Source organism: Blautia hominis, from assembly GCA_002270465.1.
Lineage (GTDB): Bacteria > Bacillota > Clostridia > Lachnospirales > Lachnospiraceae > Blautia > Blautia hominis.
In genome coordinates this window covers 396,794-413,506 of the sequence record NQOF01000005.1, presented here as the reverse complement: position 1 = coordinate 413,506, position 16,713 = coordinate 396,794, and the positions used below count along the sequence as shown (strand labels likewise).

Here is a 16,713-nt window from a genome sequence, read left to right as displayed (position 1 = left end):
ATTCCTTTTGCCTTGGGACACTGTACCCCATATGCATATACGTGGGACATAACATCGTGACGGACCTGTTTTTCCCTCTCGTTTGCCACATCATAGTTGATGTCATCCACATGGGCTTTCAGCTCGTGGGGTGCGGTCGTATGCGGCCCATTTGAAAGGGGAGCGGTTTTATGACCAGGAGGATTTTAGGGGGAAGACGGCATTTTTTATTGGGAATGAAGGAAATGGATTGACGGATGCGTTGACGGGGGAGGCGGATCGTCTGATAAAGATTCCGATGCATGGGGAGGTGGAATCGTTGAATGCGGCTATGGCGGCGGGGGTTTTGATGTATGAGGCGGCTAGACAGAGGAGGGGTGGGAAGTCGTAGGCGGACGGAAGCGGATGGGAGAGGGCCGGGGGGCCATATGCGTGTGAGCGAAGCGTTCCGCTGCCATGGAGCTAACCTGCTCCCAGTTCCTAAATTCATCGGCAGTGGCCTCTTCATTAAGTAACTGGGGCAGGTGGATCTCCCTGGCGCTCCACTGAAACATCGCTCACACGCATATGGCCCCCCGGCCCTCTCCCATCCGCTTCCTGGTTTTGGCTGTAGGTTTGGGGGACAACGATTTGAGGGATGGTAAAATTGTTTATGTTCGTTCTGTGTTTTGGGGGATAGGGATAAGGGGCGATCTGGGAGGATGAGATATCTTTAGAGGGGCTGGCGGTGGGGTGGGTGATTTGGGTGGTTGGTTTTGGTTGATGGGAGGGCGTGTTTTGGTGTGGATTTATTAGTTTGATTTTGGGTGTATCTGACGGAAGTGGGGGGTGTGGGGAGGGTTGTGTTGTTGGAATATGGGGATGGGAAACCGTAGCCGGAATCACGGGGGTGATTTGCGGGCTGCGGTTTTGTTTATTTTTTGGTACAAGCGATATATCGTCTTTATGCTTCATAAAATGATTGGCTTTCTGTAAATATCTACAAATTGTTACAAAAATTACCCGCTTGACAATAAAATGTAATCTTGATACAATAAGTCCGTAACAAAAATTAATAAATTTGTAACAAATAAAAACAAATGGACTTATAGGAGGCCCTTTTTTATGAAAGAAAGAATGCGACGTATTTTATGCTGTATGGGAACTGCGGGTGTCATGACTGTTATGATGGCGGTTCCGGCGATGGCGGCAGATGTTACGGAAGATGATCAGAATATAGAAGTTGTACAGGAAGCAGAACAGACAGTGGATGAGGCTGATGTTCAGGATGAAAGTGAAGTTCAGGAGGAGACTGAGGTTCAGGAAGAAGCACAGGCTGAGGATGCACAGGATAGCAGTTGGAGCGACAAGGTCGCGGCAAATGTTCTTACATATGCCAATATCCGTGAAGGGGCAGATGTGAGCAGCCAGTGTATCGGCCGTCTTCCCTCCGGAGCTGTGGCAACTGTAGTCGGAAATGATGAAGGATGGCTGCAGGTGACTTCCGGGGAAGTCAATGGGTATATCAGAGAAGATTTGGTGGTTTCCGGTGACGAAGCCAGGAATTTATATGAAGTTATGTATGGGGCAGGTGATATCTCTGCAGAGGCCGTAACTGTGGACGCGGAAGCGGAAGCGGCGGCAGCAGAGGCAGCAGCCCAGGCTTCACAGGTGTCTGCCGAGGCGGTTCAGCCGGAGCAGGGACAGGCAGCAGAGGAAACAGAGGCGGACAGCTCCCAGGCAGCAGCCCAGGAAGTATCAGTCTCAACATCAGATCTGGATTTGATGGCAGCTATCATTGAGTGTGAAGCCGGCGGTGAATCTTATGAAGGAAAGGTTGGCGTCGGAGCTGTCATCATGAACCGCATTAGAAGCGGGGAGTTTCCAAATACATTATCAGAAGTCATCTACCAGAGCGGCCAGTTTGAGCCTACATGGACGGGCAAACTGTCAAATGTGCTCTCACGGGGAGCAAGTGAGGCATGTTACGCAGCCGCTCAGGATGTCTTCGCAGGAGCAAACACGATTGGAGACCGGCTCTTCTTCCACGCTGGTGGCGGAAGCGGTCTGACTATTGGAAATCAGACATTTTACTAAAATATTCGAGTAAGGGCGGAACGGGGAAAACCTGTTCCGTTCTTTTTTTTCTGAATGTTGTCCAAAATGTAAAAGTGTATTAAAATAGGGAACAAAGGAGACTGGATTATGCTGATACAGATCGTAGAGGATGACAGGGCACTGAGTGACGGGATTGTGCTGGCTCTTGGGGAGCAGGGAACGGAATTTATACAATGTACAGGTGTAAAAAGCGCCAAGCAGGTTTATGGGGAGAAGTATCCTGAGTTGATCATTCTGGATGTCAATCTGCCCGATGGGAGTGGGTATGACTATCTGAAATGGGTCCGCAGCCAAGCTGACACCCCTGTTTTGATGCTGACTGCAAATGATATGGAGATGGACGAAGTGATGGGCCTCAGCCTGGGGGCGGATGATTATATGACAAAGCCCTTCAGCCTGGCGGTTCTCAGGGCCAGGATCCGGGTGCTTCTGCGCAGGCGGCAGCAAAGGCAGACAGACCGTTTTTTTGTGGACGGTTTTCTCTTTGATTTTGGCGGCCTTGTTTTTGAGAAGAATGGGCAGGAGATATCCCTCAGTAAAAATGAGCAGAGGCTGCTCAGGTTGTTCCTGGAAAACCAGGGAAGGGTTCTGTCCCGGGCGGTCCTTGTGGACAGGCTTTGGACAGACGGTGCGGAGTATGTGGATGAAAATGCCCTCTCTGTTACAGTGAACCGGCTGCGGGGCAAGCTGGAAGACAGGAGAGACGGAGTTACATATATCCAAACTGTCTACGGACAGGGATATGTCTGGAAACGTGAGGAGACGGGAGAACAGGGAGATGCGGAGACGTAGAGAAATACGGAAAGTGGAGGAAATGCTGGATGCGGCTATCTCCGGTGATTTCAGGGAATCGGATTATAATGAGACAGAGCTTTCCAGGGTGGAGACTAAGTGGAAACGATTTCTGAGTACCTCCGTGCTTTCCAGGGAAAGTCTGGAACAGGAGAAGGAGAATGTGAAAAGCCTGGTATCTGACATTTCCCACCAGACAAAGACCCCTGTGGCCAATATCAGGCTCTATACCGATTTATTGAAAGAAAAACTCAGCCGGGAGGTGCACACACCGGACAGGGAACAGGAACTCAGAATGGCAGAGGAAATATCCAGGCAGGCGGAGAAGCTGGAATTTCTGATCCAGTCCCTGACTAAGATGTCAAGGCTCGAGAGTAATATACTGACAGTCAAACCCCGGGAACAAGGCCTGGAGAGGCTGATCCGGGAGGCTGCCGGGGATGTGATGCCAAAGGCAGATAAAAAGCAGATACAGATTGTCAACACTTGTGTGGATAACATCCGTGCATATTATGATCTTAAGTGGACAAAAGAGGCGCTTTACAATGTTCTGGACAATGCGGTGAAATATTCGCAGCCGGGAGGGAAAGTGACGCTTTCGGTGATGGAATATGAGCTGTATGTGGCGGTCAGCGTTAAGGATGAGGGGATAGGGATCTCGGAGGCGGACACACCTAAGATCTTTGGACGATTTTACAGGGCAGAGTCTGTCCAGCAGGCAGACGGTGTGGGGATCGGCCTCTATCTGACCAGAGAGATCCTGAAACGGCAGAATGGATATATCAAGGTAAAGTCAGCGCCGGGAAAAGGCTCAGAATTTATTCTGTATATCCGGCGCGGCAGGCTTTGACGGAAAAATGCCCGGGAGGGAAACCATGGGGGCAGTTTCCCTTCCGGGCATTCACAGTCCGGCCGTACGCCAAAGTGTAACGGCCAAGGTGCTGAACCGTTACGCCGAAATCATATCATGATATATTTAAATATAAACAGCACGGCCAGTATATACATCAGAAGACTGATCTTTTTCTGTTTTGCTTTTCCGGTAACCAGATTGATGATCACGTAGGAGATAACTCCAAAAGAGATCCCTTCGGAAATGCTGTACATGAACGGCATTGCAATGATGCAGATAAATGCCGGGATCGCTTCCGTAAAGTCCTGGAAGTCAATCTTTGTTATAGATGTCAGCATCAGGAAACCAACGATGATCAGCGCGGGCGCGGTTGCAAAGGACGGAATCGCCAAAAATATAGGTGACAGGAACAGGGAAAGCCCGAATAAAAGGGCTGCTGTCAGGCTTGTAAGACCAGTACGTCCGCCTTCTGCCACGCCGGAAGCGCTTTCTACGAAAGTGGTGGTTGTGGAGGTACCGAGTGCTGCACCGGCAGCAGTACCAACAGCATCCGCCAAGAGGGCGCCTTTGATCTTCGGAAGTTTACCGTTCTCGTCCAGCATATCTGCTTTGGATGCCACACCGATGAGGGTTCCCAGGGTATCAAACATATCTACAAACAGAAATGCAAACATGATGACTACAAAATCCATGGTAAATACTTTAGAGAAGTCCATGTGCATAAAGGTAGGCGCAAGGCTGGGAATGGATATTCCGCCGGAGAAATCCGGCAGCAGGCTGTAGAAGCCGGCTTCCGGGTTGGGAACGTAAAGACCCACAAGCTGACAGATGATTCCCAGTATCCATGTACCAAGAATACCCCACAGGATATTTCCTTTTATGTTCTTCACCAGCAGTATGGCTGTGATCAAAAGACCAATGAGAGCAAGCAGCACGGTGATGCCCTCTGACTGGAAGGTGCCGTTTTTGATGGAACCCTTAAAGGAAAATACTGTGACAAGGGTAGAGGAATCCACAACGATCTTGGCGTTTTGAAGACCGATGAATGCAATGAAGAGTCCGATCCCTACGGAAACTGCATGTTTTAGGTTCATGGGTATGGCGTTAAAGATGGCCTCCCGCACATTGGTCAGTGACAGTATGATGAAAATGATACCTTCCACAAATACTGCGCTCAGTGCCATCTGCCAGGAAAATCCCATGCCCATAACAACCGTATAGGTAAAGTACGCATTCAGCCCCATGCCGGGAGCCAGCACAAAGGGATAATTGGACAGTGCTGCCATCAGACACGTGGCGATAAAGGATGCCAGAGCCGTAGCGGTAAAGACTGCACCCCGGTCCATGCCGGATTCTGAAAGGATGTTGGGATTTACGGCAAGGATGTACGCCATGGTCATAAATGTGGTGACACCGGCCAAAATCTCAGTTTTCACATCTGTGTGATTTTCTTTTAAATGAAATATTTTTTCTAAACTCATAAACTTTCCTCCTGCCTCCACTCATAATACGAGCTAATGTTGTTTTTTATGGATGAATTGCTGCCGGAAAATGCTGTGATCCGTCCCCCTTTCCTAAAAAAATCCGTAAAAAATACCACCGGTAATAAACTGCTGATTTCCGGCACAATTCTTCATGCGGAAATTTATAGGCAGCTATTACGGTAGCTGGTAGAGACGCTCAACCAATTATGAGCCTATATAAACTTCACAAATATTTTATTTCCATAAAAAATTTATTAAGACTTTATGATATTAGCATACTACATTTTTATTTAAAAGGCAATACCAAAACCAAGAATTCTTTCGGTTACTGTTCCCGTACGTTACTGTACACAGGCCACTGTACCGGGAGGCGTTTTCATGCCGGAAGCATGAAAATCCCGAGGCGGCCAGGCGATATGGTGCAGAATGCTCCATAGCTGTGCATCGCGAAGCGTGTTACTGGACACGGAGTGTACAGTAACCCCGTACAGAACTGTTCAGACAAGTATGTCCATTCAATTCTTTCAGAAGTGTTAGATTTCCGAAATAATGTGGTAAGAATAAAATGTTAGGATAAAGACAGAGAAAAAAACAAAAGGCTTGGCTGTCCTTATTTACTGGATATACCCGGACAGCAGAAAGGTGGAGATATGGAAGTATTAAAAACAGAGGGGCTTAGAAAATATTACGGTTCAGGGGAGAATCTGGTGAAGGCCCTGGACGGTGTTGACATGTCGGTAAAGCGGGGAGAATTTCTGGCTGTGGTGGGCACCAGCGGGAGCGGAAAGTCAACGCTGCTGCACATGCTGGGAGGACTGGACCGTCCGTCGGGCGGAAAAGTGTATGTGGATGACAAGGACATTTCCACACTGAAGGATGATGCCCTGTGTATCTTCCGGAGACGTAAGATCGGGTTTATTTTCCAGAGTTATAATCTGGTGCCGGTCTTGAATATATATGAGAATATTGTGCTGCCTATCGAGCTGGACGGAAATGAGGTGGATAAAAGTTATGTTAATCAGGTCGTTGAGGTGCTGGGCCTGGGGAGCAAGCTGAACTGCCTGCCCAGTCAGTTGTCCGGCGGACAGCAGCAGAGGGTGGCCATTGCCAGAGCGCTGGCCACAAAGCCGGCAATCATTCTGGCTGACGAGCCTACGGGCAATCTGGACTCCCGCACCAGCCAGGATGTGCTGGGACTGCTGAAAGTCACCGGGGAAAAATTTGGTCAGACAATCGTTATGATCACCCACAATGAGGAGATCGCCCAGATGGCGGACCGCATTATCCGGATCGAGGACGGAAGAATAGCAAAGGGCGGTGAGGCAGATGCGTAAAGTGAAGAACCGGAAAGCTGTCCGCCGGGTGGCTGACAAGACCAGGAAGGCGGCAAAGAGCAGAAATCTTATTGCCGTGCTTGCCATTGCCCTGACGGCTCTGCTCTTTACCTCAGTATTTACCATTGGGGGAAGCATTGTGGAGAAGCAGCAGGAGGCCACCATGCGCCAGGTGGGAGGGAGCGCCCACGGAGGATTTAAATACCTGACACAGGAAGAATATGATATTGTCAAAAAGGATAAGAAGTTAAAAGAGATATCCTACCGGATCGTTGTGGGCGAGGCAGTAAATGACTCCCTTAAAAAATTAAGGACGGAAATAGGATATTACGAAGATTTAGATGCAAAATTCAGTTTCTGTTACCCGGAGGAGGGGCGTATGCCGGAGGCTGAGGATGAGATCGTGACCAGTGACCTGGTTTTAAAAGCCATGGGCATTCCCTGCGAGGTGGGCCAAAAAGTCCCTGTGGAGTTTACGGTGAATGACAGGAAATATGAGATGACATTTACGCTGTCAGGCTTTTTCAAAGGGGACACCATATCCATGTCACAGATCATGCTGGTGTCAAAGAAACTGGCAGATAAAGTGGCGCCCACGCCGGTAGTTTCCGCCATGGAGAATGGTATAGACGCATCGGACTATGCGGGAAGGATCATGGCGGATTTTAATTTCAGCAGCAGTTTTGATCTGACAGGTAAAATGGAGGACCTTGTGAAGCGGTGCGGATTTCCTGAGGAGGCGGTAGCAGAAGGCACGAACTGGGCATACCTTGGCATGGATCTTAATATAGAAGATATGCTTCCCATCGCGGCCCTCCTGCTGGTGATACTGGTGTCCGGCTATCTGATCATATATAATATTTTTTATATTAATGTATTTCATGATATCCGCCACTACGGCCTTTTGAAGACCATCGGTACAACGGGAAAACAGCTTCGTAAAATTGTGCGCAGACAGGCTTATATGCTCTGCCTCTACGGTATCCCCCTGGGACTTCTGCTGGGAGGCGTGACCGGAAAGTGGATCCTTCCTATTGTTATGAGGAATCTGGTGTTTTCCAGTACGGCAGACACGAAGGTGTCCCTGGAGTTCTGGATATTTGCGGCATCTGCACTGTTTTCCCTTCTGACTGTGTATATAAGCTGTATCAGGCCGTGCCGCATTGCCTCATCGGTATCTCCGGTGGAGGCTCTTAGGTATACGGAGGGGCAGGATAGGATATGGAGCAGGGAAAAAGGCAAAAAGACAAAGAAGGTAAATCCCTGGACCATGGCAGCAGCCAATATGCGGAGGAATAAAAAGAAGGTGGTGATCGTGACAACCTCTCTTTCTTTGGGGCTGGTGCTGCTGAACAGTGTGTATGGGCTTGTAAATGGATTTGACATGGATAAATTCATAGCATCCTCCACAGTCAGCGATTTTTCCGTGCGGGATGCCGCTCTCGATAACCCCGCCGCCTACGACAAACCCCTGGAGGGTGTGACCGGGGAATTCCTGGACGCACTGTCAGAGCAGAAAGGGGTGGAGGATGTCTGCAATATTTATATGAATCTCATAAACAGCCCTAATTTTACGGAGGAGGAGCGGGATGCATTTTATGAAAAGATCTTAGATAATCCCAAAGCCAGGCCGTATCTGGAGGAATATTTTGGGGGTGAGGATTTTTGGAAAGCCGTGGAAAACAAATCATTTGACAACATTGACGGCAAAATATTCGGTGTGGGACGTCTTGCTTATGAGAAAATGGAACTTACGGAAGGAGAGCTGGATTGGGAAAAATTTAAGACCGGTAAGTATGTGATAACCTCAATATTCGGCTATCTGGGTTCCGGCGAAGATCAGATGAATTATTATGAGGTGGGAGATAAGGTCACGATCCGCTTGGACGACGGAACCAGCAGGGAGTACGAGGTAATGGCTGTAGGGAAGCTTCCCTATTCCTGCGAGCTGCAGAGCTACAGTGTATTTGAGTATAATTTCGTGCTTCCGGACTGGGAGTACCTGGATTTTTACGGTGACAGGCTGCCTATGAGAACCCTGTTCAATGTGGAAAAGGATAGGGAGAAAGACGTGGAAAAATGGCTGGAGGATTACTGTGAGAATATAAATTCAGATTTGGATTTCACGTCAAAATCCACGGTGGCCGCTGAGTTTGAAGCGGATAAGAATATGTACGCCATAGTGGGCGGTCTTCTGGCACTTATCCTGGCTTTTATTGGTATTTTGAATTTTATCAATACCATGGTGACTTCGGTCCTGTCCAGAAAGCAGGAGTTTGCTATGATGGAGGCAGTGGGGATGACTGGGAAACAGCTCCGGCAGATGCTGGGGTGTGAGGGCGTGATGTATGCGCTGCTGACAGGTGCTGCCTCTCTGATCCTGGGCGGTATCCTGGATGTAACAGCTGTTCAAAGTATAGGAAATTCCCTCTTTTTCTATAGGTGGCATTTTACTGTAATGCCCATATTAGCCTGCATTCCGGTCCTGGTGGTGATCGTCCTTGTGGTTCCGGCACTTTGCTATAAGAGCATGTGCAGGACCAGTGTCACGGAGAGAATGAGAAAAGCGGAATAAAAATATTGTTATTTTCAGTCTTTTACGATATAATATCAGCAAATGGATATATTATTTGTAAAGGACTGATTTTTTTACCTGAAATCATCCGGAAAGGAGAGGTGGGTATGTGGACAGCAATTACAGCAGGGACCATATCAATCATCTGGCTGATTCTTCTGGCTGTGCTTCTGGTGATTGAGATTATCACACTGGGGCTTACAACCATCTGGTTTGCAGGAGGAGCGCTGGTGGCGTTTTTGGTATCCATAGTTGGCGGACCTTTGTGGCTGCAGATTCTATTGTTTATTGCAGTATCGGTGGTGCTTTTGATCTTCACCAGGCCGCTGGCAGTAAAGTACATGAACAGAAATGTGAATAAAACAAATGTAGACAGTCTTCCCGGCGAGAAAGCCGTGGTTACAAAAACCATAGATAATTTGAGAGGAACCGGGCAGGCTGTGGTAAACGGACTGGAATGGTCCGCAAAATCCAGGGACGAAACAATTATTGATGAGGGAGCAATCGTCAGAATTGTGGCGGTCGAAGGAGTGAAACTTGTAGTAGAGGAGGAAAAATAATATGAATGTGGGTACAGTGTTACTGATTATTGTAGTTGTGCTTTTGCTGCTGGTCATCGCGTCCTGTATCAGGATCGTGCCGCAGGCCCATGCCATGATCATTGAACGTCTCGGCATGTATAAAGAAACCTGGGGAACCGGACTTCACTTTAAGTTCCCGTTTGTGGACCGTATTGCAAAACGTGTGAATTTAAAAGAGCAGGTGGTGGACTTTGCGCCCCAGCCGGTTATCACAAAAGATAATGTTACAATGAGGATTGATACGGTTGTATTCTTCCAGATCACAGACCCGCGTCTCTTTGCTTACGGCGTCGAGAATCCGATCATGGCTATTGAGAATCTGACTGCCACCACACTGCGTAATATCATTGGTGATATGGAACTGGATTCCACCCTGACATCAAGGGAGATCATCAATACAAAGATGCGTGCATCACTTGACGTGGCAACAGACCCGTGGGGGATCAAAGTAAACCGTGTGGAACTGAAGAACATCATTCCTCCGGCAGCCATCCAGGAAGCCATGGAGAAACAGATGAAGGCAGAGCGTGAGCGCCGTGAATCCATTCTGAGGGCAGAAGGTGAGAAGAAATCAACCATTCTGGTAGCAGAAGGTAAGAAAGCATCCATGATCCTGGATGCAGAAGGTGAGAAGCAGGCGGCTATCCTCCGTGCAGAGGCGGAGAAGGAGAAGATGATCAGGGAAGCGGAAGGACAGTCCCAGGCAATCCTGAAGGTGCAGCAGGCGAAGGCAGACGGTATCCGTTTCATCAAAGATGCCGGTGCGGATGAGAGTGTACTTACCATCAAGAGCCTGGAGGCATTTGAACAGGCTGCTGACGGCAAGGCAACGAAGATCATCATTCCGTCCAACATTCAGGGGATCGCAGGACTTGCAGCGTCTCTGAAAGAAATTGTTACGGACAAGGAAAACTGAAAATACCCGGGACAGTAGATGATTCAGGATGTACTTCTATTGACGGGAATTAATATGCAGAGGGGCGGTTGCAGTTATGTGACAGCCTCTCTGCGGCATTTTACCCGAAAGTAATTTGGAGCCTGAGGCTGTGCGCAGGCATACAGCAGCCGGTCATAGTGCCGGTCACTGGGGTTCATCACAGGTAAGAGGAGGCATCACTCATATGAAACCGGTAATTGACCTAACAAAAGAATATGGCCTGGTCCTGGAAGGCGGAGGCGCAAAAGGCGCGTATCAGATAGGTGCGTGGAAGGCCATGCGGGAAGCTGGCGTGAGGATAAAAGGTATTGCAGGCACCAGTGTGGGAGCATTGAACGGTGCCCTTATCTGTATGGATGATCTGGCTAACGCGGAAAAGGTCTGGGAAACGATCTCTTATTCCAGCATTATGTCCGTGGAGGATGAGAAGATGGAGCTTTTGTTCCAGCAGAAGAAGCTGGATGTGGATCTGCTGAAGAGTGCCTTTGATTTTATGAAGGAAGGCGGCATTGATGTGACGCCCCTGAAAGAACTCATAGCGGAATGTATTGACGAGGAAAAGATCATCAGCTCCCCCGTGGATCTGTATATCCTTACGTTTAATGTGGATGAGAAGAAGGAGCTTGATATTGATGTGAAACAGTGCAGGCCGGAGCTCATAAAGGACTTTTTACTGGCAAGCGCTTATATTTTTCCGCTGTTTAAGAATGAACGTCTTCACGGTAAACGGTATATTGACGGCGGAGCCATCAATAATGTGCCCCTGGGTTCTCTTGTGGACCGCGGATATGAGAACATTATTATGGTAAGGATTTTCGGGATCGGACGGGAGAAGAAGGTAAAGATTCCCGATGGGACCACAATTTATACAGTGGCTCCCAAGGTAAGCCTGGGAAGCATCATAGATTTTGACAGAAGAAAAAGCAGACGCCATATGAAACTCGGGTATTATGACACCATGCGGCTTATATATGGGCTGAAAGGAAAAATATATTATATTGATGAATCCGAAGAAGAGTGTTATTATTTAAAGCAACTGACAGATTTAGATGATTTGGTCTGTGAATATCTCATGGATACTTACCAGCTTTCCAGAGACCCCAAGCTGTTCCTGCGCAATATGACGGAGGTGATCCTTCCGGTTCTGGCGGAGGAGATGAAGCTTTCCAAGGAATGGGATTACCGGGAACTGTATCTGAGTATGCTGGAAGCCACTGCAAAGTTGTGCAGGGTGCCAAAATACAGGATATATACCTTGTCCCAGCTTCAGGATGCGGTATATGGGAAACTGTACCGGCTTCACGGTACGGATGTCCCTTCCTTTGTACAGGTGATCTCCAGGGATGTTCTGATCTGACAAAAGAGATGCGCGGCGGGACCGCGGCAAATGAGGAGGAAAAGTAAGATGGATTTAAAAGGACGCAGTTTTCTGACACTGAAAGATTTTACGGCAGAGGAAATTGAATATCTCATTGATCTGGCTGCTGAACTGAAAGAAAAGAAAAAACAGGGTGTTCCTGTAGATACCTTGAAGGGCAGAAATGTAGCGCTTATTTTTGAAAAGACCAGCACCAGGACCCGCTGCTCCTTTGAAGTGGCAGCTCATGATCTGGGTATGGGGACCACATATCTGGATCCCAAAGGTTCCCAGATCGGTAAAAAAGAAAGTACCCGGGATACAGCCAGGGTTCTGGGAAGGATCTATGACGGGATTGAATACCGCGGCTTCGGGCAGGAAATTGTGGAGGAGCTGGCAAAATACGCAGGTGTTCCTGTGTGGAACGGCCTGACAAACGAATATCATCCAACACAGATGCTGGCTGACCTTCTGACTATCCGTGAACATCTGGGCAGAGTGAAGGGGGTTAAGCTGGTATACATGGGAGATGCCCGCTACAACATGGGGAATTCCCTGATGATCCTCTGTGCCAAGATGGGTATGCACTTTGTTGCCTGTGCACCGAAAAAATATTTCCCCAATGAAGCTCTCGTAAAAGAATGTGAAGCATTTGCAGAGGTGTCAGGAGCCACCATCACGCTCACAGAGGATGTGGAGGCCGGTACCAAAGGCGCTGACGTTATTTACACAGATGTATGGGTATCCATGGGTGAGCCGGACGAAGTATGGGAGGAGCGTATCCGTGAGCTGACCCCTTACAAGGTGACAAAGAAAGTTATGGAGAATGCCGGAAGCCAGGCGATCTTCCTGCACTGTCTGCCGGCGTTCCATGACCTGGAGACTGTGATCGGTAAAGAGATGGGACAGCGTTTCGGCCTGACAGATATGGAAGTGACGGATGAGGTGTTTGAATCCGCCCAGTCCGTTGTCTTTGATGAGGCAGAGAACCGTATGCATACGATCAAGGCAGTTATGGCAGCAACGCTGGGGGCATAAGGAGCGATGGAATTAAAGACCAAATGGCTTGGAAAGCCGTGGAACTTTGCAGAGGAAACAGATTCCACCAATGACTGGGCAAAAAGAGAAGCCGGGAAAGGCGCGCCAAGCGGTGCGGTTTTCCTGGTGAGGAACCAGACAAAAGGAAAAGGAAGAAGGGGCAGGAGCTGGGCAGATCCCAAAGGGAGCGGCCTTGCCATGTCCCTGCTTCTGCGTCCGGATATGGCTCCGGAGCGCGCGCCCATGATGACAGTGCTCATGGGACTTTCCGCAGCCCAGGCGGTTGCGGATGTGACAGGTAAGACAGCGCTGATCAAGTGGCCCAATGATCTTGTCATGTCCGGAAAGAAGCTGTGCGGGATCCTGACAGAGATGTCCATGCAGGGGTCGAAGATCGCATATGTGGTCATAGGAATCGGCATTAATCTGACTGTGGAGAAGTTTCCGGAGGAGATAAAGGACAAGGCCACATCCCTGAAACTGGAATGCGGCGAGGCACCTCATGTGGAAAGGATGGCAGCAGCGGTCCTGGAACGTTTTGAACAGAATTATGAGCGCTTTCTGGCAGCCGGTGATCTGAGTCCTTTCAAGGAGGAATATGACAGCCTTCTTGCCAGCAGAGGACGTGAAGTGAAGGTTCTGGAAAAGGGACGGGAACTTGTGGGCACCTGTCTGGGGATTGATGAGGCAGGGGAGCTTCTTGTGCGGACACCCGGCGGGGAGTGTAAAACTGTTTTTGCCGGGGAGGTGTCTGTGCGGGGATTGTATGGATATGTGTAATAGTATAAGGAGAGTTTATGTATAAGGATAAAATTGTACTGTGCGGTGCCAATGCGTACGAGAAAAAATATTATTTTAATGAAGACTTTTCAGCACTTCCTCAGTCCATACAGGACGAGCTGCACATTATGTGCGTACTTTATACAGAGGAGATCAGCGGGGTCCTTACCCTGGAATATGATGAGGATGGCAGTCTGGAATTTAAGACAGAGGCTCTTGAATCAGATGCCATGTACGATGAGATTGGCAGTGTGCTGCGTATCAAGCAGCTGCGGGCAGAGAAACAGGAGCTTTTGGAATCCCTGGAACTGTATTACCGGGTATTTTTCCTGGGGGAAGATGCAGAGGAGACACGGAAGGAAGCGGAGGAATAGGACATGCTGTTAGTTATTGATGTGGGGAATACCAATATCACCCTGGGGGTGTTTGACGGCGAAGCGCTGAAGGGAACTTTCCGTATGACCACCAGACAGAACAGGACTTCGGATGAGTATGGGATCCTGATGTGCAACATGCTGGAATACAGAGGGATCCCCAAAGATGCAGTAAAAGATGCGATCATCAGCTCTGTTGTGCCGGATGTGATGCATTCTTTGGCAAGCGGTGTCATAAAATATTTTAACACCTATCCCATCCATGTGGGACCGGGATGTAAGACAGGCATCCGCATTACGTCTGTGAACCCAAAGGAGATTGGCGCGGACAGGATCGTGGATGCTGTGGCTGCCTATGAGCTGTACGGCGGGCCGGTCCTTGTACTGGACTTTGGGACAGCCACCACCTATGACCTGATCACAGAGGACGGCTGCTTTGCGGCAGGCATCACCTCCCCCGGTATTGAGATCAGTGCCAAAGCCCTGTGGCAGGATGCAGCCAAGCTGCCCAAGATCGCCATAGAGAAGCCGGAATCCATACTGGCAAAAGAGACCATCAGCAGTATGCAGGCAGGACTTGTGTACGGCTATATCGGGCAGGTAGAGTATATTATCAGAAAAGTCAAGGAAGAGTCAGGGATTGAGAACCTGAAAGTGGTGGCAACAGGAGGTCTGGGCAAGATCATTGCGGATGAGACAGAAATGATAGATGTGTACGATACACAGCTTACGCTCACCGGCCTCAGGATCATTTTTGAAAAAACGAAGAAGAGCAGAGGTTAATATGAAACTCACGATCGGAAATGTAACCCTTGAGAACAACCTGATACTCGCACCCATGGCAGGAGTCACGGACCTGCCATTTCGTTTGCTCTGCAAGGAGCAGGGTGCAGGGCTTCTGTGTACGGAGATGGTCAGTGCAAAAGCCATTTATTTTAAAAATAAGAATACCAGGAGCCTGATGCAGATCCTGCCTGAGGAGCGGCCTGTGTCCCTTCAGCTTTTTGGGTCGGAACCGGATCTGATGGGACTGATCGCCCGGCAGATCGAGGAGGAGCCATTTGACATTCTGGATATTAACATGGGCTGCCCGGTGCCGAAAGTGGTCAACAACGGAGAAGGCTCCGCACTGATGAAAAATCCAAAGCTTGTGGGGGAGATTGTACGGAAGGTATCCTCCTCTATCAAAAAGCCCCTGACTGTAAAGATCAGAAAAGGATTTACCGGGGAGACCGTCAATGCGGTGGAGATAGCAAAAATCATAGAGGATGCAGGCGCTTCCGCAGTTGCGGTCCACGGAAGGACCAGAGAACAGTATTATTCCGGCAAGGCGGATTGGGATATCATCCGCAGGGTGAAGGAGGCGGTATCCATTCCCGTGATCGGCAATGGGGATGTGGACTCGCCTGAGAGTGCCCGGCGCCTTCTGGAGAAAACGGGATGTGACGGTATCATGGTAGGCCGTGCGGCCAGGGGGAATCCCTGGATCTTTGGCAGGATATCCTCTTATCTGGAGAATGGTACAATGCCTCCGGAGCCATCCATCCCGGAGGTCCGTGATATGATCTTGAGACATGCACAGCTTCAGATCGAATACAAAGGGGAATATACCGGTATGCGGGAGATGAGGAAGCATGTTGCATGGTATACAGCAGGAATGCCCCACTCAGCAGCAGTCAGGCGTCAGGTCAATGAAGTGGAGACTTATGAGCAGCTGGAGCGGCTGGTGGAGACTTTTTACTGAGAAAAGTAACCGGAAATCTGCGCACAGCAGGCTTTTTTACGGGAAACAGAAGATATTTGCCGGGAATGGCAGATTGTTCTTGACATTCTGATAGCTTTTTCTTATAATATTATGACTGTTAAGGTTTATGGAACCTGAAAAAGATGGATTATACTGGGAGAAGAATCTGGGACGCTGTCGGGCCTTTGGTCATGACAGGCCCTCTTCTTACTTTATAATATAGAAGAAAGGGTGTATAAAAAATGGAAGAGAAGAAAAATATTCTAACGTATGCGGGACTGAAAAAATTAGAGGATGAGCTTCATGATCTGAAGGTAAACAGAAGGAAAGAAGTAGCCGGAAAGATCAAAGAAGCCAGAGAGCAGGGAGACCTGTCCGAAAATGCAGAGTACGATGCTGCAAAAGATGAGCAGCGTGATATTGAAGCAAGGATAGAAGAAATTGAGAAAATCTTGAAAAATGCTGAGGTCGTAGTGGAGGATGAAGTGGACCTGGAGGCTATCAGCGTTGGATGTAAGGTAAAAGTATTTGATGTGGAATTTGATGAGGAAATAGAGTTTAAGATTGTAGGTTCCACAGAGGCAAACAGTCTGGAAGGCAAGATCTCCAATGAATCTCCGGTAGGCAAAGCGTTGATCGGAGCAGGCAAAGGACAGACTGTACAGGTGGAAATGCCATCCGGAACTATGGAATATAAAGTTTTAGAGATTGAAAGAAATATTTAACAGCAGTATCATCCGCCTTAAGTTTGTGCGCGGAATGACGGTTAAAAAATAAGGAGAGTGTGA

General features: G+C 48.7%; 15 protein-coding genes, 1 pseudogene and 1 riboswitch. Of the genes and pseudogenes, 15 read left to right on the top strand and 1 reads right to left on the bottom strand.

The annotated features are described in order from the left end of the window. Positions 1-124: 124 nt before the first annotated feature. The 4 genes and pseudogenes from CI595_RS18285 to CI595_RS18265 all read left to right on the top strand — a co-directional run. Positions 125-370 (top strand): annotated as a pseudogene (locus CI595_RS18285) (TrmH family RNA methyltransferase); the annotation flags it as partial. 713 nt (positions 371-1,083) lie between these two features. Next, positions 1,084-2,055, top strand: coding sequence for a cell wall hydrolase (locus CI595_RS18275; protein ID WP_187144040.1), 972 nt, complete (start codon positions 1,084-1,086; stop codon positions 2,053-2,055). A 108-nt stretch (positions 2,056-2,163) separates the two neighbouring features. After that, positions 2,164-2,868 carry a response regulator transcription factor gene (locus CI595_RS18270; protein ID WP_095175056.1) on the top strand — a complete coding sequence of 235 codons (705 nt, stop codon included), beginning with the start codon at positions 2,164-2,166 and terminating at the stop codon, positions 2,866-2,868. Then, positions 2,855-3,718, top strand: coding sequence for a sensor histidine kinase (locus tag CI595_RS18265; protein ID WP_095175055.1), 864 nt, complete (start codon positions 2,855-2,857; stop codon positions 3,716-3,718). Before CI595_RS18270 ends, CI595_RS18265 begins: the two co-directional genes overlap by 14 nt. Positions 3,719-3,828: 110 nt before the next feature. Here CI595_RS18265 and CI595_RS18260 read toward each other — a convergent pair whose 3' ends face one another. Next, positions 3,829-5,202, bottom strand: a complete 1,374-nt coding sequence (locus tag CI595_RS18260) for an NCS2 family permease (RefSeq protein ID WP_095175054.1) — start codon at positions 5,200-5,202, stop codon at positions 3,829-3,831. A 147-nt stretch (positions 5,203-5,349) separates the two neighbouring features. After that, positions 5,350-5,445: riboswitch (purine riboswitch) on the bottom strand. 410 nt (positions 5,446-5,855) lie between these two features. On the opposite strand from CI595_RS18260, the gene CI595_RS18255 reads away from it, so the two are divergent. From CI595_RS18255 to greA, 11 genes are all read left to right on the top strand, one after another. After that, positions 5,856-6,539 carry an ABC transporter ATP-binding protein gene (locus tag CI595_RS18255; protein ID WP_095175053.1) on the top strand — a complete coding sequence of 228 codons (684 nt, stop codon included), beginning with the start codon at positions 5,856-5,858 and terminating at the stop codon, positions 6,537-6,539. Continuing rightward, a complete protein-coding gene (locus CI595_RS18250; RefSeq protein WP_095175052.1) occupies positions 6,532-9,114 on the top strand; it encodes an ABC transporter permease in 2,583 nt (860 codons plus the stop codon). Before CI595_RS18255 ends, CI595_RS18250 begins: the two co-directional genes overlap by 8 nt. A 107-nt stretch (positions 9,115-9,221) precedes the next feature. Further along, entirely contained in the window at positions 9,222-9,674 is a 453-nt protein-coding gene (locus CI595_RS18245; RefSeq protein WP_167388469.1) for an NfeD family protein, read from the top strand. Position 9,675: 1 nt separating this feature from the next. Continuing rightward, positions 9,676-10,611 (top strand): SPFH domain-containing protein, encoded by a 936-nt coding sequence (locus CI595_RS18240; protein WP_095175050.1) that lies wholly within the window; start codon positions 9,676-9,678, stop codon positions 10,609-10,611. A gap of 205 nt (positions 10,612-10,816) precedes the next feature. Further along, on the top strand, positions 10,817-11,989 hold the full coding sequence (locus CI595_RS26700) for a patatin-like phospholipase family protein (RefSeq protein ID WP_104803729.1): 1,173 nt from the start codon (positions 10,817-10,819) through the stop codon (positions 11,987-11,989). 48 nt (positions 11,990-12,037) lie between these two features. Continuing rightward, positions 12,038-13,027 (top strand): ornithine carbamoyltransferase, encoded by a 990-nt coding sequence (argF, locus tag CI595_RS26695; RefSeq protein WP_104803730.1) that lies wholly within the window; start codon positions 12,038-12,040, stop codon positions 13,025-13,027. A gap of 6 nt (positions 13,028-13,033) precedes the next feature. Continuing rightward, entirely contained in the window at positions 13,034-13,807 is a 774-nt protein-coding gene (locus CI595_RS18230; protein WP_095175049.1) for a biotin--[acetyl-CoA-carboxylase] ligase, read from the top strand. Between the two features lie 17 nt (positions 13,808-13,824). Next, on the top strand, positions 13,825-14,181 hold the full coding sequence (locus CI595_RS18225; protein WP_095175048.1) for a DUF6145 family protein: 357 nt from the start codon (positions 13,825-13,827) through the stop codon (positions 14,179-14,181). A gap of 3 nt (positions 14,182-14,184) precedes the next feature. Beyond that, positions 14,185-14,964 carry a type III pantothenate kinase gene (locus CI595_RS18220; RefSeq protein ID WP_095175047.1) on the top strand — a complete coding sequence of 260 codons (780 nt, stop codon included), beginning with the start codon at positions 14,185-14,187 and terminating at the stop codon, positions 14,962-14,964. A 1-nt stretch (position 14,965) separates the two neighbouring features. Then, entirely contained in the window at positions 14,966-15,925 is a 960-nt protein-coding gene (dusB, locus tag CI595_RS18215) for a tRNA dihydrouridine synthase DusB (protein WP_095175046.1), read from the top strand. 242 nt (positions 15,926-16,167) lie between these two features. Beyond that, positions 16,168-16,650, top strand: a complete 483-nt coding sequence (gene greA, locus CI595_RS18210) for a transcription elongation factor GreA (RefSeq protein ID WP_095175045.1) — start codon at positions 16,168-16,170, stop codon at positions 16,648-16,650. Positions 16,651-16,713 lie beyond the last annotated feature (63 nt).